9 protein-coding genes are annotated in these 25,462 nt (G+C 66.3%); 1 reads left to right on the top strand and 8 read right to left on the bottom strand.

Translation table 11 applies throughout. The annotated features are described in order from the left end of the window. Positions 1-26: 26 nt before the first annotated feature. The 7 genes from NA3_RS28960 to NA3_RS39350 form a co-directional block, all read right to left on the bottom strand. Positions 27-15,920, bottom strand: a complete 15,894-nt coding sequence (locus tag NA3_RS28960) for a non-ribosomal peptide synthetase (RefSeq protein WP_167355059.1) — start codon at positions 15,918-15,920, stop codon at positions 27-29. A 271-nt stretch (positions 15,921-16,191) separates the two neighbouring features. Then, positions 16,192-16,953: a class I SAM-dependent methyltransferase gene (locus NA3_RS28955; protein WP_062966969.1), complete on the bottom strand. Its 762-nt coding sequence runs from the start codon at positions 16,951-16,953 to the stop codon at positions 16,192-16,194. 5 nt (positions 16,954-16,958) lie between these two features. Further along, positions 16,959-18,308, bottom strand: a complete 1,350-nt coding sequence (locus tag NA3_RS28950) for an FAD-dependent oxidoreductase (RefSeq protein ID WP_062966967.1) — start codon at positions 18,306-18,308, stop codon at positions 16,959-16,961. A 467-nt stretch (positions 18,309-18,775) separates the two neighbouring features. Beyond that, on the bottom strand, positions 18,776-19,729 hold the full coding sequence (locus NA3_RS28940; RefSeq protein ID WP_062967112.1) for a sigma-70 family RNA polymerase sigma factor: 954 nt from the start codon (positions 19,727-19,729) through the stop codon (positions 18,776-18,778). Beyond that, the gene (locus NA3_RS28935; protein WP_062966963.1) at positions 19,726-20,457 is read right to left on the bottom strand and encodes a hypothetical protein; all 732 of its coding nucleotides are present in this window, start codon (positions 20,455-20,457) and stop codon (positions 19,726-19,728) included. The genes NA3_RS28940 and NA3_RS28935 overlap by 4 nt, the downstream gene beginning before the upstream one ends. A gap of 59 nt (positions 20,458-20,516) precedes the next feature. Continuing rightward, positions 20,517-21,308 (bottom strand): SDR family NAD(P)-dependent oxidoreductase, encoded by a 792-nt coding sequence (locus NA3_RS28930; RefSeq protein ID WP_062966961.1) that lies wholly within the window; start codon positions 21,306-21,308, stop codon positions 20,517-20,519. Positions 21,309-21,632: 324 nt separating this feature from the next. Further along, positions 21,633-21,893, bottom strand: coding sequence for an isochorismatase family protein (locus NA3_RS39350; protein ID WP_218021910.1), 261 nt, complete (start codon positions 21,891-21,893; stop codon positions 21,633-21,635). Between the two features lie 243 nt (positions 21,894-22,136). Here NA3_RS39350 and NA3_RS28920 point away from each other — a divergent pair, with 243 nt between their 5' ends. Continuing rightward, a complete protein-coding gene (locus tag NA3_RS28920; RefSeq protein WP_062966959.1) occupies positions 22,137-23,684 on the top strand; it encodes a glycosyltransferase family 39 protein in 1,548 nt (515 codons plus the stop codon). A 19-nt stretch (positions 23,685-23,703) separates the two neighbouring features. Here the strand turns inward: NA3_RS28920 and NA3_RS28915 are convergent, their stop codons facing one another. Then, on the bottom strand, positions 23,704-24,978 hold the full coding sequence (locus tag NA3_RS28915; RefSeq protein WP_063917803.1) for a PucR family transcriptional regulator: 1,275 nt from the start codon (positions 24,976-24,978) through the stop codon (positions 23,704-23,706). Positions 24,979-25,462: the final 484 nt, after the last annotated feature.

Raw genomic sequence — 25,462 nt, 5'->3', positions numbered from 1 at the left:
CCTCACCTTTCGGAGCAACAGCGGTCCTACGAGGGACGGGAAGCCTCACTCAAGCGGTCGATCAGGAAGCCGAGCCCGATGGTGCCCCCGGTGCCCCGGCGGTCCCCGATGAAGCGGCGGACTACGTCCAGATGGTTCAGCCGCCAGCGCGTGAGGCCGGTGATGAACACCTCGAGCTGCGCGCCCAGGTAGAGGCGCTGCCGGCGGTCGTTGCTGTCGCCGTCGCGCCGGTCGGCCACGATCTCCCGCAAAGCCGCCACGGGAGCGTGGCGAACGCCGGTCAGCAAAGTTTCCAGCTGGGCCGACTGTGCCGCACTCACTCCCTGCAATCGAGGCCGGAACTGTTGGAATGCGTCCACCGCGAGATGCTGGAGGGCACTTTCCGTCGTCAGCATCAGTTCGAGCACGGCATTGGCACGCTTCAACCGATCGATCGCGCTGTCGAACTTCGCCAGACGGGCGGACTCCAGCGCGAGCTCGAGATCGACCAGGATCTGTGACACCCACAGTTCGGAGGTCTGGTGGACGATCAGGAAGTACCTCTCGTCGCTCCACGCGGCCCGGTCGCCGTTCGCGAACAATGGCTGAACGGCGTCGAGCAGCTGGTCGAGGTGAAGGTAGTTCGCGTAGCTGAGGCGCGTTGTCCTGGGCTTCTCGGCCTCGGGGCCGTCGGCCTGGTCCGGGACTTCGCCGGCCGGGCACGCGGCGGGAGCTGTGTCCACCGAGCCGGCGTCGAGGTGCTCCCGACAAAGCTGCGCGGGAGCGATATCCGAAGAAGTCATGGTGGTTCCACCTTGTCGCGCATACGCGCAGATACCGCCGAGAGCTTCGAACCACAGCCGTCCGAGCCTCGTGATCGCCGCGCGATCGAGCTTGGATGCCGCCCACGTCCACTGGGCGTGCAGGTGCGGGCCGCCGTCGCTGTCGACGGTGACAGCACTGACGGCGGCGGTGTGCGCCAGTGGCATAGCGCGATCGGCGTTGCCGCTGTCGGTGAACAACGAACCCCAATAGCCGATCCGCCAGACATCGTCATCGGCCGAAGCACCGAGCACCGGTACGCCCAGGCGCCCCAGATAGTTGAACCCGATCGGCGGGTCGGAACCGCTCAGGTCGACATCGGGGTTCAGATAGCGCAGCACACCGTAGGTCACCGGGTTCGGGACCAGACGAAGTTGCTCCTCGGCGTCGCGGATCACCGGACCCAGCGCTGCCTCGCCGGCCGCCACCTGCGTCCACGACAGTCCACCCACCGCCAGCGACACGGGGTATTTGGTCGTGAACCACCCCACGGTGCGCGACAGGTCGACATCGGGGGCCAGCTCCTCGTTACGCCCGTGGCCCTCTACGTCGATACCGATCGGTGTGTCGCCGCTGCCCGAATACTCCGTCCACGCCAAGGCGAACGCGATCAACAGGATCTCGTGTACCCCGGCACGAAGTGCCGCGGGCACCTCACCGAGGAGCATGCGGGTGGTCTCGGCATCCAGCGACATTTCCATGTGTTCGGCGGTGGCGAACGTATCCTCGGGCTGCACCGCGGGCAGCACGGCGGGGATCGCCGTCACCTTCCTCCACGCGGCCGCCTCGGCGACGACGTCCGGGCGGCGCGCGTACTCCGCCAGCAGCGACGCCCACCGGGCAAACGACGTCCCGGCGGCCGGCAGTACGACCTGCTGCCCCGTACGGTGTTGGGCCCAAGCGGTGTTGAGGTCGTCCAGCAGGATCCGCCACGACACCACGTCGACGGCCAGATGATTCACCACCAGCGCCAACTGCCGGGTGGACGCAACCCACAGCGCGCTGAGCATCACCCCGGACGCGGGATTCAACCGAGATTGCGCCTTCGTCAGCTCGTCATCGGACAACTCGTCGACCGGTTGCACACACGTGCGCGCATCCACCGATCCGGCCTCGGGCACCTGCAACGACCATCCACCGGCGCCGTCGTCGTCGACGCGGAGCCGCAGCATGGCATGCCGATCCAGCAGGGCCTGCACCATCACCACCACGTCGGTCTCGGTGACCCCCGCGGGCGCCTGTAACAACGCCATCAGATTGAACTGCTCGATCGGGCCCTGAACACTGCGCAGCCAGCACATGACCGGGGTCGCGACCACCGGCCCGACACCCTCGTCGACCGGACCACCGGCACTGCCGGCCGCCTCGGCCACCTGGGCCAGGCGGGCAACGGTCTGCTCGACGAAAATATCGCGCGGCTTGAGCGCGAGGCCGGCGGTACGGGCCCGCGCCACCACCTGCATCGACGAAATGCTGTCTCCGCCGAGGTCGAAGAACGAGTCGTCGATGCCGACGCGGTCGAGTCCGAGAGTGCGGGCGTAGATGGTGGTGAGAATTTCCTCCGTGGGGGTGGTGGGGGCGCGATACCCGCTGCTGGTGTATTCGGGTGCCGGGAGGGCGCGGGTGTCGAGTTTGCCGTTGACGGTCAGGGGCAGTGCGGGCACGGTCATGATGGCGGCGGGGATCATGTACGTGGGGAGGTGTTCGGCGAGTTGGGTGCGTATCTCGGCCGGGTTTGCGGTGCCGGTGATGTAGGCGACGAGGCGTTTGTCTCCGGGTTGATCTTCGCGGGCGATGACGGCTGCGTGTTCGATGCCGTCGAGTTGTGTGAGGGCGGTTCGTATTTCGCCGCATTCGATGCGGTAGCCGCGGATCTTGACTTGTTCGTCGGCGCGTGCGACGTAGTGCAGTTGGTCGTCGTTGCCCCACCGGACCAGGTCGCCGGTGCGGTACATGCGTGTCCCGGGCGCGTAGGGGCAGGCCACGAACCGTGATGCGGTCAATGCGGGCCTGCGCCAATACCCGCAGCTGACTCCGGCACCGGCCACATACAATTCGCCGGTGACGCCGACGGGCACGGGTTGTAGCCAGCGGTCGAGGACGAACAACGCTGCCTCCGGCACAGGTGCCCCGATCGGTGGTGTGCCCGATCCGGGTGCCAAGGGTGTGGTGAGGGTGACACACATGGTGGTCTCGGTGGGGCCGTAGCCGTTGATGACCGTATGCGCGGGCACCCACTGGTCCACCACCTCGGCGGGGCAGAGTTCACCGCCGAGCATCAGGGTGAGCGATTCCATCCCTTGTGGTGACAGCATCGCTGCGGCAGTAGGCGTTTGGGTCAGCATGGTGACGTGTTCGGCTGCGAGCACCTCATGAAAATCGCTGGGGGAGCGCGTGATCGCGTCGGGTATGACGACCAGTCGCCCACCGTGGAGCAATGCGCCCCAGATCTCCCACACCGAGATATCGAAGGCGAGCGAATGGCATTGCGCCCATACCTGTTCCGACGCAGGGGAGGGGCCGGCCTTCAGGGACGTCAGTAGTTGGGTGATGTTGTGGTGGGTGGTGGCCACGCCTTTGGGTGTCCCGGTGGTGCCCGAGGTGTAGATGAAATAGGCGATATTCTCCGGGCTGGGCGCCGGTAGCGGGGTGCTGGGTCGGGTGTCGATTGCGGGGTCGTCGGCATCGATGATCGTGATGTCGATTCCGTCGAGTCGTCCGGCCAGTTCGGCGGTGGTGATCACGGCCACGGGTGTGGCGTCGGTGAGCATGAATTCGATTCGTGCCCTGGGGTGTTCGGGATCGATGGGCAGATAGGCGGCCCCGGATTCGAGTACCGCGGTGAGTGCGGTGATGGCGCGGGCCGAGCGTTCCATCAGTATTCCCACCACGCATCCCGGACCCACGCCGTGGCCGGCGAGCAGGTGTGCCATCCGGTTCGCGGCCTGGTCGAGTTGCCGGTAGGTCCAGGAGTCCTCGCCGCAGTCGAGTGCTATGGCGTTGGGGGTGCGGGCGACTTGTGCGGCGAACAGTGCCGGAACCGACATCGCCGACGGGGTGTGGGTGTGCAGCGCCGCGCGGTTGCTGATCTCGTCCAGCTGAGTGTGTTCGGTGTGGTCGAGCAGGTCTATCGAGGAAAGGTGCTGTTCGGGGGTGGTGGTTATGGCCACCAGCACTCGTTCCAGCCGGTCGATGAGTGTTTCGATGGTGGTGGTGTCGAAGATGTCGGTGCGGAATTCGACTGCTCCGGTGAGTCCTGCGGGTTCGCCGGTATCGGTGAAGCGTTCGCCGAGTGAGAGGGCCAGGTCCATGCGGGCGCTGTGGGTGTCCAGCGGGACGGATGTGACCTGAAGGTCGTCCCGCGCCAAACCCGCTGCGGCGCCGTCGTTTCCCGTGAAGTTCTGCCAGGAGAGCAGTACCTGGATCAGCGGGTGATGCATCAATGATCGGGCCGGGTTGAGTCGTTCGACCAGTACTTCGAAGGGCACGTGCTGGTGTTCGAACGCTTCGAGGCTGCGGGTGCGCACGTGGGTGAGTACGTCGGCCAGGGTGGGATCGCCGGTGAGGTCGACTCGTAGTACGAGAGTGTTGACGAAGAAGCCGACCAACTCGTCGAGGGCCGGGTCGTCGCGGCCGGCGACGGCGAATCCGACCGCCACGTCGGAGGTGGCGCTGATCTTCGACAACAGAATCGTCAGGGCGGCCTGGATGACCATGAAGTTGGTCGCGCTGTGTTCGCGTGCGATCCGTGCGATGTGGTGGTGTAGTTCGGCGGGCCAGTCGATGGTGACGCCGGCGCCGTGGTGGTCGGCTGTCGGTGGGTAGGGCCGGTCGGTGGGCAGGTCGAGGTGTTCGGGCATCCCGGCCAGGGTGCGTTCCCAATATTCCAGCTCGGTGGTGATGGGGCTGTGCGGGTCGTGTAGTTCGCCGAGTTGGGTGCGTTGCCAGAGCGCGTAGTCGATGTATTGCACCGGCAACGGCGCCCACTCGGGCGCCCGGCCCGCGCACCGGCTGGCGTAGGCCACACTCACATCGGCGGCCAGCGGCCTCAGCGACCAGCCATCCGCGGCGATATGGTGCATCACGATCACCAGCACGTGTTCGTGATCAGCAATACCGAAAAGCCGTGCACGCAAAGGAATCTCGGCCGACAGGTCGAACGGGTAGCGTGCCGCCTCGTTGACGGCCGCAATCAGCCGGGTTTCCGGCCATCCGGTCGCATCCACAATGTCCCACCCGACATCGACCCGCTCGACGGGGACAACCACCTGCTGCGGTGTTCCTTCGGTCGTGCTGAACACCGTGCGCAGGCTTTCATGACGGCCCACCACGTCGGCCAGCGCCGCGCCCAGCGCCTCGACATCGAGCACACCACTCAACCGCAACGCCGCCGCCACGTTGTAGACCGGGGAGGGGCCTTGGAGTTGGTCGATGAACCACAATCGTTGCTGGGCATACGACAACGGGATCGCCGCGGGCCGCTCGACGGGTACCAACCGGGGGAGTCGGCTCGAGCCCGCACCCTCGATACGAGAGGCCAGCCGGGCAACGGTGGGTGTGTCGAAGACGGTGCGTACGGAGAGGTCGGTGTCGAGTGTGGTGTTGATCGCGGCGATCAGGCGCATTGCCGACAGGGAGTCTCCGCCGAGGTCGAAGAAGGAGTCGTCGACCCCGACGCGGTCGAGTCCGAGGGTGTGGGCGTAGATCGCGGTGAGAATTTCCTCGATAGGAGTGGTGGGGGCGCGATACCCGCTGCTGGCGTATTCGGGTGCCGGGAGGGCGCGGGTGTCGAGTTTGCCGTTGACGGTCAGCGGCAGCGCGTCCAACGTCGTGATGGCGGCGGGGATCATGTAGGGCGGGAGGTGTTCTGCTAGTTGGGTGCGTATCGTGCCCGGGTTTGCGGTGCCGGTGATGTAGGCGACGAGGCGTTTGTCTCCGGGTTGGTCTTCGCGGGCGATGACGGCTGCGTGTTCGATGCCGTCGAGTTGTGTGAGGGCGGTTCGTATTTCGCCGCATTCGATGCGGTAGCCGCGGATCTTGACTTGTTCGTCGGCGCGTGCGACGTAGTGCAGTTGGTCGTCGTTGCCCCACCGCACGAGGTCTCCGGTGCGATACATGCGTGCGCCGATTCCTCCGAAGGGGCAGGCCACGAACCGTGATGCGGTCAATGCGGGCCTGCGCCAATACCCGTAACCGACTCCGGACCCCGCGACATAGAGTTCACCCGGCACTCCGATCGGCACCGGCCGTAGCCGTTCGTCCAGCACGAACAGTGCCGCCGCGGGGACCGGCGCCCCGATCGGCGGGGTCCCCGATCCGGCTGCCAAGGGTGTTGTGAGGGTGACACACATGGTGGTTTCGGTGGGGCCGTAGCCGTTGATGACCGTGTGTGCGGGTGCCCACTGGTCCACGACTTGGGCGGGGCACGGTTCACCGCCGAGCACCAATGTCATCGATTCCAGGCCTTGTGGTGTCAGCATCGCTGCGGCGGTGGGGGTTTGGGTCAGCACGGTGACGTGTTCGGCGGCGAGCGCATCATGAAAATCGCTGGCGGAGCGGGTGACCGAATCGGGGATCACCGCCAGTCGTCCGCCGTGGAGCAGCGGGCTCCAGATCTCCCACACGGAGACGTCGAAGGCGAGCGAATGGCATTGCGCCCACACCTGTTCCGAGGTAGGCGTGGCACCGGTGTCGAGGGACGCCAGAAGTTGGGTGATGTTGTGGTGGGTGGCCGCCACGCCTTTGGGAACTCCGGTGGTGCCGGAGGTATAGATGAAATAGGCGACATTGTCCGGGCTGGGCGCCGGTAGTGCGGTGCTGGGTTGCGTATCGATTGTGGGGTCGTCGGCATCGATGATGGTGATGTCGAGTCCGTCGAGTCGTCCGGCCAGTTCTGCGGTGGTGATCACGGCCACGGGTGTGGCGTCGGTGAGCATGAATTCGATTCGTGCCCTGGGGTGTTCAGGATCGATGGGCAGGTAGGCGGCTCCGGTTTCGAGCACTGCCGCTATCGCGGTGATGGCTTGTGCCGAGCGGTCCATCAGTATCCCGACCACGGATCCGGGGCCCACACCGTGGCCGGCGAGCAGGTGTGCCAACCGGTTCGCGGCTTGCTCCAACTGCCGGTAACTGTACGAACGACCATCGCAGGTCAGCGCTATGGCGTTGGGGGTGCGGGCGACCTGTGCAGCGAACAGCGCCGGAACCGATAGTGACGATTGTCCGCCAGTCTGCAATATCGCGCGGTTGCCGATCTTGTCGATGCGCGCGTGTTCGGTGGGGTCGAGCAGGTCTATCGATGACAGGGGTTGTTCGGGGGTGGTGGTTATGGCCACCAGCACTCGTTCCAGCCGGTCGATGAGTGTTTCGATGGTGGTGGTGTCGAAGATGTCGGTGCGGAATTCGACTGCTCCGGTGAGTCCGGCGGGTTCGCCGGTGTCGGTGAAGCGTTCGCCGAGGGAGAAGGCGATGTCCATGCGGGCACTGTGGGTGTCCAACGGGAGCGAGGTGACCTCGAGGTCTTCCAATGCCAAACCGGCTGCGGGGTCGGTGTTTCCGGCGAAGTTCTGCCAGGCGAGCAGTACCTGGATCAGTGGGTGATGTGTCAGTGATCGGGCCGGGTTGAGTCGTTCGACCAGCACTTCGAAGGGCACGTGTTGGTGTTCGAACGCTTCCAGACTGCGGGTGCGAACCTGGGTCAACAGGTCGGTGAGGGTGGGATCGTCGGCCAAATCGACCCGCAGTACCAAAGTGTTGACGAAGAAGCCGACCAACTCGTCGAGAGCGGGATCGTCGCGGCCGGCGACAGCGAATCCGACCGCCACATCAGAGTTCGCGCTGATCTTCGACAACAGTACTGTCAGGGCGGCCTGGATGATCATGAAGCTGGTGGCGTTGTGCTCACGGGCTGTCCGGGTGATGTGTTGCTGCAGTTCGGCGGGCCAGTCGATGGTGACGCTCGCGCCGTGGTGGTCGGTGGTTGGGGGGTAGGGTCGGTCGAGCGGCAGGTCGAGGTGTTCGGGCATTCCGGCGAGAGTGTGTTCCCAGTACTCCAATTCGGTGGCGATGGGGCTGTGGGGGTCGTGTAGTTCGCCGAGTTGGGTGCGTTGCCAGAGTGCGTAGTCGATGTATTGCACGGGCAACGGTGCCCATTCCGGGGCGTGGCCGTGTCGGCGTGCTCGATAGGATTCGCTGACGTCGCGGGCCATGGGGACCGGGGACCATCCGTCGAAAGCGATGTGGTGCAACACGATTGCGACGATGTACTGTTCGGGTCCCACCGCGTAGATCTGGGCGCGGATAGGGATCTCGGCCGATAGGTCGAACCGGTACCGGGCCAACTCCATCAACTCGCCGGTGATGTTCTGCTCGGGCAGCGATACCACTGCGTCGCCGTCGCGTCGCCACATCCCCGGTCGGGCGGGCAGTACTTGCTGGAATGGAACACCGTCGGTGGCGGGGAAGATGGTGCGTAGCGATTCGTGGCGGGCCAACACATCATCGAAGGCGGCGCCGAGTGCTTCGATATCCAACGCCCCGGTGATCCGGAATGCGATCGGCATGTTGTAGACGGGGGAGGGGCCTCGGAGTTGGTCGATGAACCACAATCGTTGCTGGGCATACGACAACGGGATCGCCGCGGGCCGCTCGACCGGTGTCAGCCGTGGAATTCGGCTCCAGCCCGCACGACCGATACCAGGGGCCAGCCGGGCAACGGTGGGTGTGTCGAAGACGGTGCGTACGGAGAGGTCGGTGTCGAGTGTGGTGTTGATCGCGGCGATCAGGCGCATTGCCGACAGCGAGTCTCCGCCGAGGTCGAAGAAGGAGTCGTCGACCCCGACGCGGTCGAGTCCGAGTATCCGAGCGTAGATGCTGGTGAGGATTTCCTCGACGGGAGTACTCGGGGCGCGATATCCGCCGGCGGTGTACTCCGGTGCCGGGAGGGCGCGGGTGTCGAGTTTGCCGTTGACGGTCAGCGGTAGCGCCGGCACCACCATCACCGCCGCCGGGATCATGTAGGGCGGGAGGTGTTCGGCGAGTCGGGTGCGTATCTCGGTCGGGTTTGCGATGCCGGTGATGTAGGCGACGAGGCGTTTGTCGCCGGGCTGGTCTTCGCGGACGATGACAGCCGCGTGTTCGACGCCGTCGAGTTGTGTGAGAGCTGTTCGGATTTCGCCGCATTCGATGCGATAGCCGCGGATTTTGACCTGTTCGTCGGCGCGTGCGACATAGTGCAGTTGACCGTCGTTTCCCCACCGGACCAGGTCGCCGGTGCGATACATGCGTGCGCCGATTCCTCCGAAGGGGCACGCAACGAACCGTGTTGCGGTCAGTGCGGTGCGTCGCCAGTATCCGGGGCTGACTCCGGCGCCGGCGACATAGAGTTCACCGGTAACTCCGATCGGCACCGGTCGTAGCCAGCGGTCGAGAACGAACAACGCGGCCCCCGGCAAGGGTGCCCCGATCGGTGGTGTGCCTGATCCGGTGGCCAAGGGCGCAGTCAAGGACACGCACATGGTGGTTTCGGTGGGGCCGTAGCCGTTGATCACTGTATGTGCGGGTGCCCACTGGTCCACCACCTCGGCGGGGCACGGCTCACCGCCGAGCACCAATGTCATCGTTTCCAGGCCTTGTGGTGTCAGCATCGCTGCGGCGGTGGGGGTTTGGGTCAGCACGGTGACGTGTTCGGCGGCGAGCGCATCATGAAAATCGCTGGCGGAGCGGGTGATCGCGTCGGGTATGACGACCAGTCGCCCGCCGTGGAGCAACGGGCTCCAGATCTCCCACACGGAGACGTCGAAGGCGAACGAATGGCATTGCGCCCACACCTGTTCCGATGCAGGGGGGATGTCCGAGGGCGCGAGTAGTTGGGTGATGTTGTGGTGGGTGGTGGCCACGCCTTTGGGAACTCCGGTGGTGCCCGACGTATAGATGAAATAGGCGATAGTGCCGGGGTCCGGTGCGGGTAACGGAGTGCTCGGTTGGGTGTCGAGAGCGGGGTCGTCGGCATCGACGATCGTGATATCGAGCCCGTCGAGTCGTCCGGCCAGATCGGCCGTGGTGATCACGGCCGCGGGTGTGGCGTCGGTGAGCATGAATTCGATTCGTGCCCTGGGGTGTTCGGGATCGATGGGCAGGTAGGCGGCTCCGGTTTCGAGCACTGCCGCTATCGCGGTGATGGCTTGTGCCGAGCGGTCCATCAGTATCCCGACCACGGATCCGGGGCCCACGCCGTGGCCGGCGAGCAGGTGTGCCAGCCGGTTCGCGGCTTGCTCGAGCTGCCGGTAACTGTATGAACGATCACCGCAGCTCAGCGCCATGGCGTTGGGGGTGCGGGCGACCTGTGCGGCGAACAGTGCCGGCACCGACATCGCCGAGGGTGAGTGGGTATGCATCACCGCGCGGTTGCTGATCTCGTCCAGCCGGGTGTGTTCGGATTCGTCGAGCAGGTCCACCGACGACAACGACCGCCCCGGGTCGGTGGTTATCGCCACCAGCACTCGTTCCAGCCGGTCGATGAGTGTTTCGATCGTGGCGATGTCGAAGATGTCGGTACGGAATTCCACTGTGCCGGTAAGTCCGGCCGGTTCGCCGGTGTCGGTGAAGCGTTCGCCGAGGGAGAAGGCGATGTCCATGCGGGCGCTGTGGGTGTCCAGCGGGACGGATGTGACCTGAAGATCTTCCAGCGCCAAACCGGCTGCGGGATCGGTGTTTCCGGCGAAGTTCTGCCAGGCGAGCAACACCTGGATCAGCGGGTGATGCATCAACGATCGGGCCGGGTTGAGTCGTTCGACCAATACCTCGAAGGGCACGTGTTGGTGTTCGAACGCTTCCAGACTGCGGGTGCGCACCTGAGCGAGTAGGTCGGCGACGGTGGGATCACCGGTCAGATCGACCCGCAGTACGAGGGTATTGACGAAGAAGCCGACCAACTCGTCGAGAGCGGGGTCGCCACGACCGGCAACGGCGAAGCCTATGGGAACGTCCGGGCTGGTGCTGATGCTGGACAGCAGTACCGCGAGCGCGGCCTGAATCACCATGAAGCTGGTGGCGTTGTGCTCGCGTGCGACCTGAGTGATGTGCTGCTGCAGTTCGGCGGGCCAGTCGATGGTGACGCTCGCGCCGTGGTGGTCGGTGGTTGGTGGGTAGGGCCGGTCGGTGGGCAGGTCGAGGTGTTCGGGCATCCCGGCCAGGATGTGTTCCCAATATTCCAGCTCGGTGGTGATGGGGCTGTGCGGGTCGTGTAGTTCGCCGAGTTCGGTGCGTTGCCACAGCGTGTAGTCCGCGTACTGCACGGGCAACGGCGTCCACTCCGGAGCGTGGCCGTGTCGGCGTGCTCGATACGCGTCGCTGACGTCGCGGGCCATGGGAACCGGGGACCAGCCATCGAAAGCGATGTGGTGCAATACGATTGCGACGATGTACTGTTCGGGTCCCACCGCGTAGATCTGGGCGCGGATCGGGATCTCGGCCGACAATTCGAACCGGTACCGGGCCAGTTCTGCCAAGGTGTCGGTCACATGCTGCTCCGGCAGCGACACCACTGCGTCGCTGTCCCGTCTCCACATCCCCGGTCGGGCGGGCAGCACCTGCTGGAACGGGACGCCGTCGGTGGCAGGGAATATGGTGCGTAACGATTCGTGGCGGGCCAGTACGTCGTCGAGGGCGGCGTCGAGTGCCTCGACATCCAACGCCCCGGTGATCCGGAATGCGATCGGCATGTTGTAGACCGGGGAAGGCCCTTGGAGTTGGTCGATGAACCACAACCGTTGCTGCGCATACGACAACGGGATACGCTCCGGCCGCGGCACAACCTGCAGCGGCGAGCGCGCGGGGCCGCCACGATGCCGGTACAGATGGTCGGCCAGACCCTCGACCGTGGACGCGTCGAACAGATACCGCACCGGCACTTCCCTGCCCAGCGCGAGCTGCAGCCGCGCGCTCACCCGGGTCGCGCTCAACGAGTTCCCACCCAGCGCGAAGAAGTCGTCATCGAGCCCCGCTCGGTCTCGGCCCAATACCTCCGCGAACACCTCGGCGATGATTTTCTCGGCCCGAGTCCGTGGCGCACGGAAGGGCGTCGCGGCAAACATCGGTGCCGGCAACGCTTTACGGTCGATCTTCCCCGAGGAGGTCAACGGGAACTCGTCGAGGACCACAATCTGCGACGGCACCATGTAATCGGGCAACCAGGCGCTCAACTGCCGACGGACGGCGGTGATTTCGGTATTGGTGTGAGGATCGTTGGCGTAGGTGGTGATTCGACGGTCTCCTGTCGGAGGCAGGTAGAGTTCGGTCAGTGTTGGGGGATGCCGGCGGTCGGTGGGGGTGATGAAAACGGCATCGAGGGTGCCGGGGTGGGCGCCCCAGGTGACGGCGACGTGGTGTCCGGTGTCTTCGCCCAGGCGGTGTAGTTGCTCGGGGGTGGTGGTTTCGGAGGACGCGTCGCCTCCGGCGAGGGCCTCGGCCGGCGGAAGCCCTTCTGCGAGAGCGTGTTCGACGAGGACATCGGTGATCAGTCCGGTACGGGGGATGTCGGTGACACGCACGGTGTCGGGATGGTCGGAGATCAGCTGGGTACGCAGCCCGCGCAGCCCTGCGAATCGGGTCCACGTCCACGTGGGCGCCCTGGCCATCGAGCGGACCGGCGTCGGCGTCGCGTGAACGACGACGTCGTAGCGGTACCTGGTCAGTTCGTTGTCGGCCGATCCGCGTTCGACCTGGATGTCGAGTCCGGCCACCGACGGATGACCGGCGGCCCAGCTGGTGAAGAACTCGGGGGCCAGCAACAATTCGGGTTCGCTGAGTACGGCGAGCTGGACTCGCCGGCGGATCTCGGCGGCGTCGGTGGTGGCGGTGCGGGCCAGCGCGACCGCGGTGTGGAACGCACCCTGCAGCGTGTGGTTACGGACGTCGCCGATGAATATCGCCCCGCCGGGGGCCAGCAGATCCATGGCGGCATCGCATACCTCGGTCAGATAATCCTTGGTGGGGAAGTACTGGACGACCGAGTTGAGAATGATCGTGTCGAAGTAGCCTCGCGGCAAGTCCTCGGTGGCATGAGCCGGCCGGGTCAGTAACTGGACGCGGTCACGCCACAGCATCTGCGCCTGCTCCAACGAGTGCGCGAGAGCGTCGATCGCCACCGCCGACACGTCGGTGGCAACGTAGTGCTCACACCGGGGGGCCACCTGTGACAACACCAGCCCGGTGCCCGCACCGATCTCCAGCACTCGCCGCGGCCGCAGGGCGAGGATCCGATCCACCGTGGCCGAACGCCACTCCATCATCTCCTCGAGTGGAATCGGATCATCGGTGTAGCTGCTGTTCCAGCCCCGGAAATCCATGCCGAACCCCGGCGCCGCCACCCCCGCGTCGTACAGCTGGTCGTTCATGTGGCGCCACTGTTCGACGATGTCGGTGTCGTGATTTGTGATGGTGTGATCGAGGGTGATGTAGGCGATGAGGTGCGCGCCGGTGGTGCTCCGGTGCATCGTTGCGGCGGCCCGGGTGACCTGTGGGCAGGCCAGCAGCGTGTTTTCGATTTCGCCCAGTTCGATGCGCTGCCCGCGCAGCTTGATCTGGGTGTCGGCGCGGCCGACGTACTCCAGCGTGCCGGCGGAGGTCCAGCGCACCAGGTCTCCGGTGCGATACACACGAGTCCCGGCCTCCCCGTAGGGGTTGGCCACGAACCGTTCGGAGGTCAACGCCATCCGGCCCACATAGCCGCGCGCCAGCGCGGGCCCGCCCAGATACAGCTCGCCCACCACTCCGACCGGGGCCGGGTTCAGCCGCGCGTCGAGCACCAGCGCGCATATCCCCGGCATCGGGGCGCCGATGCCGACCGGCTGCCCCGCCGACAATGTCGCGAGGGTGGCACCGATGGTGGTCTCGCTGGGGCCGTAGCCGTTGAACATCCGCCGTCCCGGCGCCCAGACGTCCACCAACTCCGCCGGGCAGGCCTCCCCGGTGGTGATCAACGTGCCCACCCGGTCGAGCCGCGACCGATCCAGCGACGACAGCACGGTCGGGGTCACCACCGCCGCGCTGACCCGCTGGTCCTCCAGGAACGCGGTCAACGCCTCCCCGGCATACACCTGCGGCGGTGCCACCACCAACGCCGCGACCGACCCGGCCGCCCACAACATGTCGAAGATCGACGCATCGAAGGTCGGCGCGGCCACCATCGAAATCCGCGCGTCCGCACCCAATCCGAACGCCGCACGTTGCGCCGCGGCCAACCCCAGTAGACCGGCGTGGCTGACCGCCACGCCTTTGGGGACACCGGTGGATCCGGAAGTGAACATCACGTATGCGGTGTTGTCCACCCTGAGTCGAGCCGGCCGATCGGCGTCGGTGATCGCCTCCGCGGACCGCCCGGACACATCCGGGGCGTCGACGCGCAGGACCGGCCGTGCCGCGGACCCGGCTACCGTGCCGGCCCCGCGCGTCACGACACACACAGCTCCCACCGCGTCCAGCACCGAGGTGATCCGCCCGACCGGATGGGTGGGGTCCAGCGGCACATACACCCCGCCGGCCTTGGCGACCGCCCACCATGCCACCACCAACTCCACACAGCGATCCATCGCCACACCCACCGCACGCTCCGGACCCACGCCCGCCTCGAGCAGCACCCACGCCAGCCTCGTCGACCACTGATCGAGCTTGCGATACGACACCTCCCGGGCACCGTCGACGACCGCCGGCGCGTCCGGGCCGGCCGCCACCGCCGCGGCCAGCAACTGCGGCGCCAACCCGACCGGCGCCGCCACTCGGGCACCGGACCACCTCGACAGCACCAGCTCACGCTCATCGGCGGACAGCAACGGCACCTGTCCCACCGTCACCGACGCATCCGCAACCACCATGCGGTCGAACAGCGACTCCAGACGGGTTATGTGCCTTCCGATGTCGTCGTCGGTGTACCGGTCCGGATTCCACATGAACTGAATGCGCGGGATGCCGTCACCCAGCCGCGGATAGATGGTGATCGCGCAGTCTTGTATCGGGTAGATGGTCAAGACGTTGTACGTCACTTCGGACGACCCGAAACGAAGCGGGGTCGCGAAGTCGAGGACGTTGACCGCCGGGCCGAACTCGATGTTCATATCGGGCCGGGTTGCCTGGGCGAGCAGGTCCGGCCACCGCCGGAACTGTTGATGCCGCAGCGCGCCGACGATGGCCTCGGCGACCCGATCGGTCAGGGCGCCGATGGTGTCGCCGTCGTGGACGCGGATCAGCAGCGGCACCAGGTTCGACACCATGCCCGTACGTCGTTTCAGGGCCGCGGTGGTGCGTGCCGAAACCGGCAGCGACAACGAGACCTCTTGCTGCCCTGTGGTTTTCGCGTTGAATACCGCTACTGTCGCGACAATCCTTGCGACGTCGATCCGGACGTGCCGGTTCTGTTCGAGCCGATGTGTGCACACCAGTTCCCGCACCAGCGGATGGCGTGGTGGCACCGTCCTGCGCGTCCCGCTCAGGTCGATGATGTCCAACGGCTCGCGCACGACGGTCTGCCAGTACTCGGCATCGGCCCGGCTCCGCGAAGACTGCTGATACGTCCGATCCGCGTTGCGGATCAGGTCGAACTCGGAGAAGTCGACCTCGCCGGTGTGGGGCGGTGCCCCCGAGTAGACGGCCGCGACGTGCCGGATCAGAGTGTCGGCGCCGTATCCGTCCAAGAGAACGTGGTGGGTACGCAGGTAGAAATAGGACAGATCGTCGGTGATGCGCAGCAGCGCGAACTCGGTGAGTCGGTCACGGGCCACATCGATGGGCCGGCGGTAGTCGTTGTCCATCCACTCGTGAGCAGCGGATACCGGATCGCGCTCGGCGCGCAGATCGATACTGCGCAGGGTCTGCGGAAACGAGCGGTCGACCAGGAAAACCGGTTCGCCGTCGTCGAGGGACAGTCGCGCACATGGTGTGCCGAACCGGGTTGCCGCCGATTCGCACGCGATCATGAGCCTCTCGGCGTCGACATCGTGATCGATCGCCAGGAAAACGGCCACGTTGTACGGGACTTCGGGCCGGAGTTGCTGGGCGGCCCATATCGACCTCTGAGCGGCGGTTAACGGCCCCAGCACCTCCGGTTGAACACCGTAGTTGAGCATGATGACGAATTCCTCGTATGTCCTCGAGGCATCAAATCCCGGCAACCCGACGACCGATTCGGTGATCGCGTGCCGGCTTCAGCGGTGATGGCGATGACACACAGTGCACCCATGCAAGTGGTCACGGGCCCCGATGCCGATCGGTTCAATCGAATGTCCACGCGTCCGGCCCGCTATCGTCCGGGGAGCTACCGTGGACGCTCGCAGGAAGCCACCGACGATGTGGCCTCACGAGCACCCTACGCCGAACGGGGCTGCAACACATCAGAAGTCAGTTCGGGCGGCAGGCCACCGCGATCTGCGGGCTTCCGGGGAGATTGGGCGGCTGCCGGCGCAGCTCGAGTGTGATCGCCGGGTCGGCGTACCGGGCCATCGCCCGGTACGCCGACGGGCCGTAGGCGCGCAACGAGCTGATCACCGCGTCGTGCCAGTACGGAACGAACACCAACGGCAGTGCCACTGCCAGCATGACGACGTGCAGCACTGCCGGCGGTCGCGACAAGTCGAGGATCAGCAGTTTCGCGGCGGCGCGGGTGCCTTCCGCGAACACTCGGGCGGCCTGCGGTGGCGGCAGATGGTGCAGGGACAGCGCGAACACGGCGAGGTCGAAGTACCCGTCGGGCGCGTCGATGGCGGTGGCGTCCATCTCGCGCACGGTGGCCCGCGGATGACTGCCCAGGTCACCGACGGCGATGGCGGCTACCGACGCGGGCTCGATGTCGGTGACCGTGACGTGGGCGGTGGGATGCATCTCCAGCAGCGCGCGCGACAGCCCACCGTGGCCGGCGCCGAGTTCGAGGATCGTGGGATCGCGCACGTCGGTGATCTCGTCGAGCACGATGCGCGCGAGCTTTCGGTGCATCCCGAGAACCTTTTCGCTGCGGTCCAGGGTGCGGATTATCTTGCGCTTGCGCTCATCGACGTCGTCGCGGTCGAGGTACTCCAGACGATCGGTCCGCAACCGCCGGTCCAGCCACGACGCGTCCGGTCCACCACGCGGCATGCTGTCGATGTCGAAGATTTCCGTGGCCATATCGTTCACCCGGTTCCGGCTCGGCGGTTGGCCGTGACCAGCCGCATCAGGAAAGAGGGCCGCATGAGCCGGTCGGGTGGGTCGACGAAGTGCATCACCCGAAGGACCGCTTCGGCGACCGCCGGATCGTTCGCGGCGGCTGCCTGTGCCTTGTCGATGGGCCAGTTCACCACGCGTCTCGGCACCCGACGCCAACCACCTTCCTGGGACACGGTGAAATCGGTGAACCGATTCCCCCGCCACACCGGGGCGATCTGCTTGGCCGCGGCCTTGAAGAATCGCCGACTCAGGTCTCCGTCGTGATCGGCCAAGCAGTGTCGAAGGGCGACGGCCTGCAGCGCGGCCATGGTCATTCCCTGCATGTATACCGGGTTGAAGCTGCAGATCGCATCGCCCATGACCAGCAGTCCCGCCGGGAATCGACGCATCTTGTCATAGCGTCTCCATGTGCTGGCCGGGTAATGCTGCGCGGACATCGCGCCGAGCGGCTCGGCAGACCGCAGCGCGGCGATCAGAGTAGGTGGCGCGAACTGCGCGGCGCAGTCGATGACGCCGGACAGGTCGTGGGGAAGTTTGTATCCGCCGACGCCGAACAAGGTCAGGATCCAGGTGTCGTGCTCGTAGGCCACCGCCACCACCCCGACCGGTCGTTCGGGCAGCGGGCTGACCGAGAACCCCAATTTCTCGCCGATCATGCTCGCGGGGATCCGCAGAAATTGGCTGGCGTAGTTCAGATGCACCGGGTAGCGCTGCTCGGTCGGTCGCTCGTAGCCGAGGTTGTCGAGGTAGGTCGGCGTGTGCGCGGAGCGGCCCATCGCGTCGACGACCAGATCGGCATCCAGCGCGGTGTCCGCACCGGTGTGGCGGTCGACCACCCGGGCGCCCGTGACCCGGCGGGCCCGGTCGGTCATCGGCTCGACGACACCGTGGCTGTCCAGGATTCTCACATTCTCGATGGTGCGGACTCGGCGCCTGACATGGGAGTCCAGGAATGGCCGGCTGGGTTGATAGACGACCAGCGATGCCGGGTCGGCGAACTTGCCCGAACCGTCGAGCTCGTGCCGGCCCAGCCGCACATAGATCCGCGACGACTCGTTGGCGAGAACCTTCGCGCCGGCGCTGACGAGTTCGTCGAGCAGGCCGGGAAACAGCTCGCCCAAGACTCTCGAGCCCGTACTCAGCAGCGCGTGGAAATGCCGCGCCTGGGGCACACCTCGACGCTGCTCGGGGCCCTCCGGCAGCGGGTCGCGCTCGACGAGTGTGACCTCCTCGTAGAAGTCCGACAGCACCCGGGCAGCAAGCAGCCCGGTCATACTCGCACCGCAGACGATGGCTCGCTGTCCGAGATTGCTCATAGCACTCCCTGCCGCAATTCGCCGTTGCTTTCGGTGATGAGAAGCTTGCCCGTCCTATCCTTCGCCTTTTCAGCAAGTACGAACAGCAGGTGTGCCGGGTTCACATCCTCGAGGCGATTTCTCGCGTCCGGTGGCCCCGGATTTGCCGGGAGCGGCGGCCTTCTGTCCACGGTGGGTGTGGACATGGGTTCGGCGTCGCCGCCAAATGGTGCAGTGGGTTCCTATCGGTGCGATGAACCATCCCGGACCCCGCAGAGGGTGGCGGCGATACCGAACAGCCGGATACGTTCCGATTGCCGATCCTGTTGCCCGCCTCGATATTCGGCTGCGTGACAGTAGATCTGCCGCATCATGCGGTCGGCGGCGTCGGCCGAGCCGAGCATGAGATGGCAGAACAGCCTCAGCTGTGTGTCGAGGGGCGCACCACATCCGGCGGTGTCTTCCGGTTCGGACATGCCGGCGCTGGCTCAGAGTCCGAACAGGGGGAACAACGACGCGCCGTGGAAGGCGACGACCCGGGCGACGCCCCCGGTGGTGACAGTCAAGACGTGCAGCGCGTGTGGGTGATATGCGCCGTCGCGGCCGCGAGCGTAGACCGCGAAGGCGGGCTGTCCGTTGGCGGACGCGGCGACCAGGGTCGCAGGCCCGATCACACGCATTTGCTCGGCGAGGAAAGCGAGGATGGTATCGCTGCCTTCGAACCAGGTCGTGATCGGCGGCATCTCCCACCTGGCGTCCTCGGTCAATACCGCGACGAGTTGCTCGACGTCGGCGGTTTCGAACGCGGTGACGTATCGGTCGAGCAGGGCCCGCATCTGCGGCTCGGCGGGTTCGGTCAGCTGGTCTCGGCTGACGGGGACCTGGGTTCGGGCACGTTGGAGCGCGCTGTTGACGGCCGCGGTCGTCATCTCCAGCAGTTCCGCGACCTCGGCGGCACGCCATTGCAGCACGTCGCGGAGAATCAGCACGGCCCGTTGTCGTGGTGGAAGCTGTTGTAGCGCTGCTATCAGCGCGAGCCGCATCGTCTGTCGTTCCACCACCACGGTCGCTGGATCGGCCGGTGCGGTCGTGAACAGGAAATCGGGTATCGGCTGAAGCCACGACACGTCCCGAGCGGGTGCGTCGAACGTCGGATCCAGGGTGGTGCGCGGAGCACCCAGATCCGCCGGCAGAGGGCGGCGTCTGCTTTTGTCCAGCGCTTTGAAACATGCCCGGCTCGCGATGCGGTAGAGCCAGGTACGCAGCGACGATCGTTCTTCGAAGCGGTCATAGGCACGCCATGCGTCCAGGTAGACGTCCTGCACCACCTCTTCGGCGTCCTCGACCGAGCCGAGCATGCGGTAGCAGTAGGCAAGCAGCTCGCGCCGGAACGGTTCGCTCAGCCTTCCGAAATCCTCGTCGCCGGCTTCGGCTTTCGTCATGGTGTGCATGATCCGCTCATTCCGTGGACGGCGATATCGGCCATGTCGATGGCGACGAACACCATCCGGTCGTCGCCCATGGGGGCATAGGCACGTCGGGTGGCCGGGATGACGACGCCGTCGACCTCGCGGTAGTCGCCGGCGTACAGCTGTGACTCGACGGTGCGGCCGACGATGTCGATGGTGAAGTCGTGACGGCGTAGCAACCCGTCCGGGCCGAAGCAGAACACCTGCGTGCGGGTGTGGCTCTTGATGTGATCGGGGAATGTCACCCGAAGTCGCCGCCATGTTTCGCCGTCGGCCTCGATGGGGTCGATCTCCTCACACACGAACCCCGGCCAGGTGAACACGAATGGCGTAGTCAGATACGTCCAGAGCGCTTCGCCGGTGAAATAGGCGAGATGTAGGTCGTCCCACGGTGTTTCGAATTGGTGGCCGTCGAACGACCGCACCGGATCGTCGCGCATCGCCAGCACCGTGCCGACCGGCTGCTGCACGACGACCCGGCCGGGTTCGAAGACCGACCTGCGGTCCTGGCCGAGGAAGTCCATCGTCAACCGCTGTTGTGTGGTGTCCACCTCGAAGCGGACGTTTCTCAGGGCTTCTCCCTGTCCCTTGATCTGCCAGAATGCCCCGGTGACAGCGGCGTCGACGACGATCGTGCCGAGCCGGTTCCAACGATCCAGGCCGCCGTGCGCGGCGACGGCGAGCGCGAGTAGTTCGTTCACTGCGGATGCTCCTTGAACGACGGGGCCCCGGCCACGGGCGTCGTGGCCGGGGCGTCTCCTCAGTCGACGATGATTCCGCCGGTCAGATTGGCGACGGTGCCGGTCATCGCCGAGGCTCGGTCGGAGGCGAAAAGTACTGCCGCAGAGGTCAGTTCGGCCAATGCGGTCAGACGCTTGCGGTGGGTCGTCGCGCCCGCGGCCGCTATCAGCTGCTCCTCGGTGATGCCCATCGCGGCGGCGTGCAGGCCGTACACGGTGTGGATGACCGGTGTTTCCAGCATGCCGGTGGTGCGCAGGCAGATCGTCCGGACGCCGTGCTGTGCCCATTCGGCCGACAGCGCCCGGTTGAGACCTTCCATCGCGGCCCAGCCGACGCTCATGCCGCCCACCAGCGGCAGCGGCAGGCGGGCCGGTTCGGGTGTGTTCATCATGATGACTCCCGACTGCTGGGTAATCATATGTCGCGCGGCGGATTTCGCGGTCACGAAATGAGCCCGCGTATACGTCGTGATCGGGCGCAGGAAATTCTCGACGGGCAATTCGGTGAGCGGGATCCCCTGTAGTCCTCGCGGTGAGATTCCGATCGCGTTGAACGACACGTCGATGCTGCCCGCGTCGGCGACGACAGCGGCCAGGTGGTCGGTCACCGCCTTCTCGTCTCCCGCGTCCACCACGGCGGTCTCGGCCGTGCCGCCCGCGGATGTGATCTCTTTCGCGACCGTGTCGATGACGTCGGGGCTGCGCCCGGTCAGAAACAGCCGGGCGCCTTCGTCGGCGAATGCACGGGCCACCGCGCTGCCGATCGCGCCACCCGCGCCGTACACGACGATGTTCTTGTCTTGCAGCAACATGACTTTCGCTTTCTGTTGTTCACGCCGGCGCGTGAAGGCCGTGCCCGATGAGCTCGTACACCGGACGTTCGTCGTGGTTGCCGGCGGCACATGCGACACCGATGCCCCTGTGCCCTCGGCCGCTCAGCGCAGCGGCGATCCCGCCTGAGCGGATGCGTGCCCGGCACTGAATCCCGACCGTTGCGGTCATGCCGACCACCTCCTACATATGCAGAGGCGAGCGCACGACGAAAATCATCGGTGGCCGATCCGCGATGTCGGCGGTGGGCCGCTCCTGCGAGCAGTACCGGCCTTCTTCGGGAATGTCGAGCCGGAGTCGGACCGTCACGGTATCGACGACGTCACGTCCGTCACTGCCGGTGAAACGGGGCTCCACCGCGCATCGCGCGCCGCCGCCGCCACGCACACGTCGGTGGCGATACCGACGACGGTCACCGAACCGGTCCCGCTGTCGCGCACCGATCCGACCAGCGGTCCCAGGCTGCCGCCTCCGTAGTCCTGCTGTGGTTTCAGTACCGGACCCGGAACGAAGCCGGAGAAACCACCGCGTTTCCCGGGCCCCTTGTCGACGACGGCGCCTCGCACATCCGGGTCAGGGTGCAGTGCGGTCCGCTGCTGCGGATCGCCATCCGGAAGAGCGGACGGGCTTACAGGCCACGGCGGGCGGTCGAGGTGCGTTGCGGCACCTGGGAATTCGTCACGAACGATCGTGGAGATTTCTGTGATGCACTGTCGTCGCGGCGTCGAAAGTCGTTGTCTTCCATAGTATTTGATCATCGGGCGGGCGGATGTGCGGCTCGTCGTGTCTGCGCGGAGGGGGAGTCGCCCGTGAGCGCCACCATCGATGATCGATCACGCCTCTCGGATCACCTGCCTCCGTTCGCATTACGCGAGCTGTTCATCCTCGGCGGGGGCCTTCTCGTCCTGTTGACCGCGCGGTTGGGGCGGTATCCGCTGTGGGGGGACGAGTTGTACATGGTGCCGGCGGGGCGGCGGTTGTCGTGGAGTTATGCCGATCAGGGGCCGCTGGTGCCGCTGCAGGCCTATGTGTCGGATCTGCTGGCGCCGGGCTCGGCGGTGGTGTTGCGGCTGCCGGTGGTCGTGTTGACTGTGGCGACGGTGGTGCTCGCGGCGGTGATCGCTCGTGAGCTGGGTGGGGGAAGGGCCGCGCAAGTGGTGGCGGCGCTCGGCTACACCTGCACGCCGTTCGCGGTGCAGCAGTCGGCGGCGCTGAGCACATTCGCCTACGACGCCGCGTTGACCACGCTGGTCTGCTGGTTGGTGATCCGGTGGGTGCGCACGCGCCGGGATGCGCTGCTGATCGTGGCTGCCCTCGTCTCGGCGGTCGATTTCCAGGTCAAATGGCTGATCCTGGGTGTCTGGGCGTTGCTCGGGCTGGGTGTACTGGTGTGGGGGCCGCGGCAGGTGTTGCGCCGGCCCGCGCTCTGGATCGGGCCGGCGATCGTGGCGGTGTCCACGGTTCCGGCGCTCGTCTGGCAGGCCCGCCACGACTGGCCGCAGCTCGCGATGGGGGCGGCGATCGAGGGGGAGCAGTCGACGATGGTCGACGGCCGATTCGCCTCTGCCGTGCGCGAACTCGTGCTGACCACCGGACCGGGCGGGATCCTGCTGCTGATCGGGATCTGGGCGGTGTTCCGGGCGCCGGACCTGCGGTGGGTGCGGTTCCTGCTGCCCCTGGGATTGCTGCCGTTGGCGGCGGTGCTGGTGGCGGGGCTGCGTCCGTACTACCTCGGGGACGGGTTCGCGCTCTTCTTCGCCACGGCCGCGGTCCATCTCGTCGGTGACGGGCTGCGCGGCCGGATCGGTAAGGCACTCGGGGCCTACTGCGCCGCCGCAATGGTGGTGGTCGTGGCGGTGGTGTGTGTCCTTCCGCTACCGCAGTCCTGGCTGCACGGGCCCGCGATCCGCAACGGCGACATGGCGATTCGGGCTCAGTTCTTCGGATTGCGGGGGTGGCCGCAACTCGTCGATACCGTCGCCCACGCCGTCGACGCCGTGCCGGAGGCGGAACGGGCCCGGGTCGTGATCGTGAGGCAGAACTACTGGCAGGCCAGTGCACTGGCGGTCCTCGGGTCCGCGGATCTTCCGCCGGTCTACAGCGCGAGCCGGGGTTACGGCTACTTCGGGTCGCCGCCGGACTCCGCGGCGCCGGTGCTGTACGTCGGCGGTGTCGATCTGGAGCGCGAGTTGCCGGCCCGGTTCGCGACCGTCGCCCCGGTGGGACGTCTCGACGACCCGAGCGGATTCCAAGGGGTGAACTACGGCATCCGGGTGTGGTTGTGCTCGGGACCGATTCGTCCATGGTCGCAGATCTGGCCGGAACTGATGACGCTTCGCATCGACCACGGCGCCTGATCCGCCAACACGTGCCCGCTCAGGCGGAACGGCGTGTTTGTTCCGCCTGAGCCGATAACTCCGATGCGGCAGTCAACGGCGTGCCCGCGGCGCGGGCGACCAGTGCGGAGCGCAAATACCACAGACCTTGACTGCGGGAAGGGTCGAAACCGGTCAATTGCCCTATTCGACGAAGCCGGTAATCGATGGTGTTCGGATGGATATTCAATTGCCGTGCGGTACGACGCCTGTTCATATCGGTATGGAAAAACACGTGCAGCGTCCGCAGCAGTTCGGGGTGATCGTCGAGCGGGGCGATTCGATTTTCCAATATTCGCCGCCCGATTCCGGGACGGGTCAATTGATATTGCAGCGCCAGGTCGTCGAATTTGTGGAGTCCGGGGCCGATTCCGATGGATTCGGTGGTGTCGAGGAGTTCGTGGGTTCGCCGCGCGGCCGCGGGAATGGCGTCGGTGGCGCATCGGGTCGCGACCGCGGTGACCGGCGCGGCGGCGTAGTCGGCCACCACCTCGACGGCGCGGGCCAGTTCGGGTTCGGTGCAGACGCCGGAGGGAAGCAGGACCGTTCCGCCGTCCACCGACAGTATCGCCAGCGCGCGGTCCTGGAATTGGCGGGTGAGCGCCGATTGGATGCGGCGCAGTTTGCGGCCGGCGACCACGTGCCGGTCGAGACCCGGCCGGTTCTCGTCCGGATGCGGGGCCACCCGCACGGCGAGCACGTAGTACTCGTCGGCGATCGAAATGCCGCATTCCCGTGCCACTTTCGAGCTCGCCTGCCCTGCGAGCAGCGCCGAGGTGAGCGTGTGGACGGCGGTGTGATGGTCGCCGGAGGCGGCCTTCAGTTCGCGCACGTACGCCCTGCTGATGGCGCCGGTGCACAGGTCGGACAACTCCACCGCGGCCGTCGTCCACGCGATGACGCGGGCGCAACTCGGCGCGCCCGCGCGCGGGAGGACAACCTCCAGGGCTTGTGCGAACCCGGCGTGCATCGCGTGCAGCACCTTCTCGATCGGCAGGTCCGCGCGAGCCCAACGAGCGGCCGCGACCTGCAGGAAAGCCGCGGGATCGGCGGTGGCGGCGGCGCTGCCGCGCTCGCTCGCCCACCGCAGGCACACGCGGATCATGGCCTTCACGTCCCCGTCGAGCAGTGGACGAGGCAGTGCGGTGAAAGGAGAGACCTTCGTGCGCAGATGCGAAAGCAGGAGATCGGCGAGGCGGTCGGCGTCGTCGGCGGTGATGAGCCGGGTGCTCGAGGCGTGCGCGAGCGGGATGTCCGGCGCTGATCGGATCGTCACGGGTGACCTCCTCGTCACGGCTGCGGGGGTGGTGTCCGGCCGCCGGCATGTTGCCGCCGGTTCAGGAATCGAAGAGTAATGCGAGTTCTCGCTCACCTTCTACTCGGATTCGCGAACCGTGCTGCTGGTATCTGATACTGCTCTGAACTGCGGAAATAGATGGACTTCGGGCAAATCCGAGAGTGTCGAACGCGCATAACTGTCCCACTGCTCACTTTTTGCGCATCCCGGGGTCCTGGCGTCCAGGGAGTGTCTGTGTCGAGCCGGTGGCCGTGCCGCATCAGGGCTGGTCGCCCACCGCCGCGCGCGGCAATCCAGGCCACCTGAAGTGCGATCGAATCCCACTTCCAGTACCGGATCACCGGTGTGGCGACGCAGGAAACAATGCACCCTCCACCCGTGATCACCGAATTCCCCGCACGCCACCGCATACGCCGCACGCGATATCCCGTCCCCCGGAAGAACCGACTGTGTGGAGTCATGG

This window comes from Nocardia africana NBRC 100379 (assembly GCF_001612635.1).
Taxonomy (GTDB): Bacteria; Actinomycetota; Actinomycetes; order Mycobacteriales; family Mycobacteriaceae; genus Nocardia; species Nocardia africana.
The sequence above is the reverse complement of the archived record's forward strand: the minus strand, read 5'-3'. Positions and strand labels throughout refer to the sequence as shown.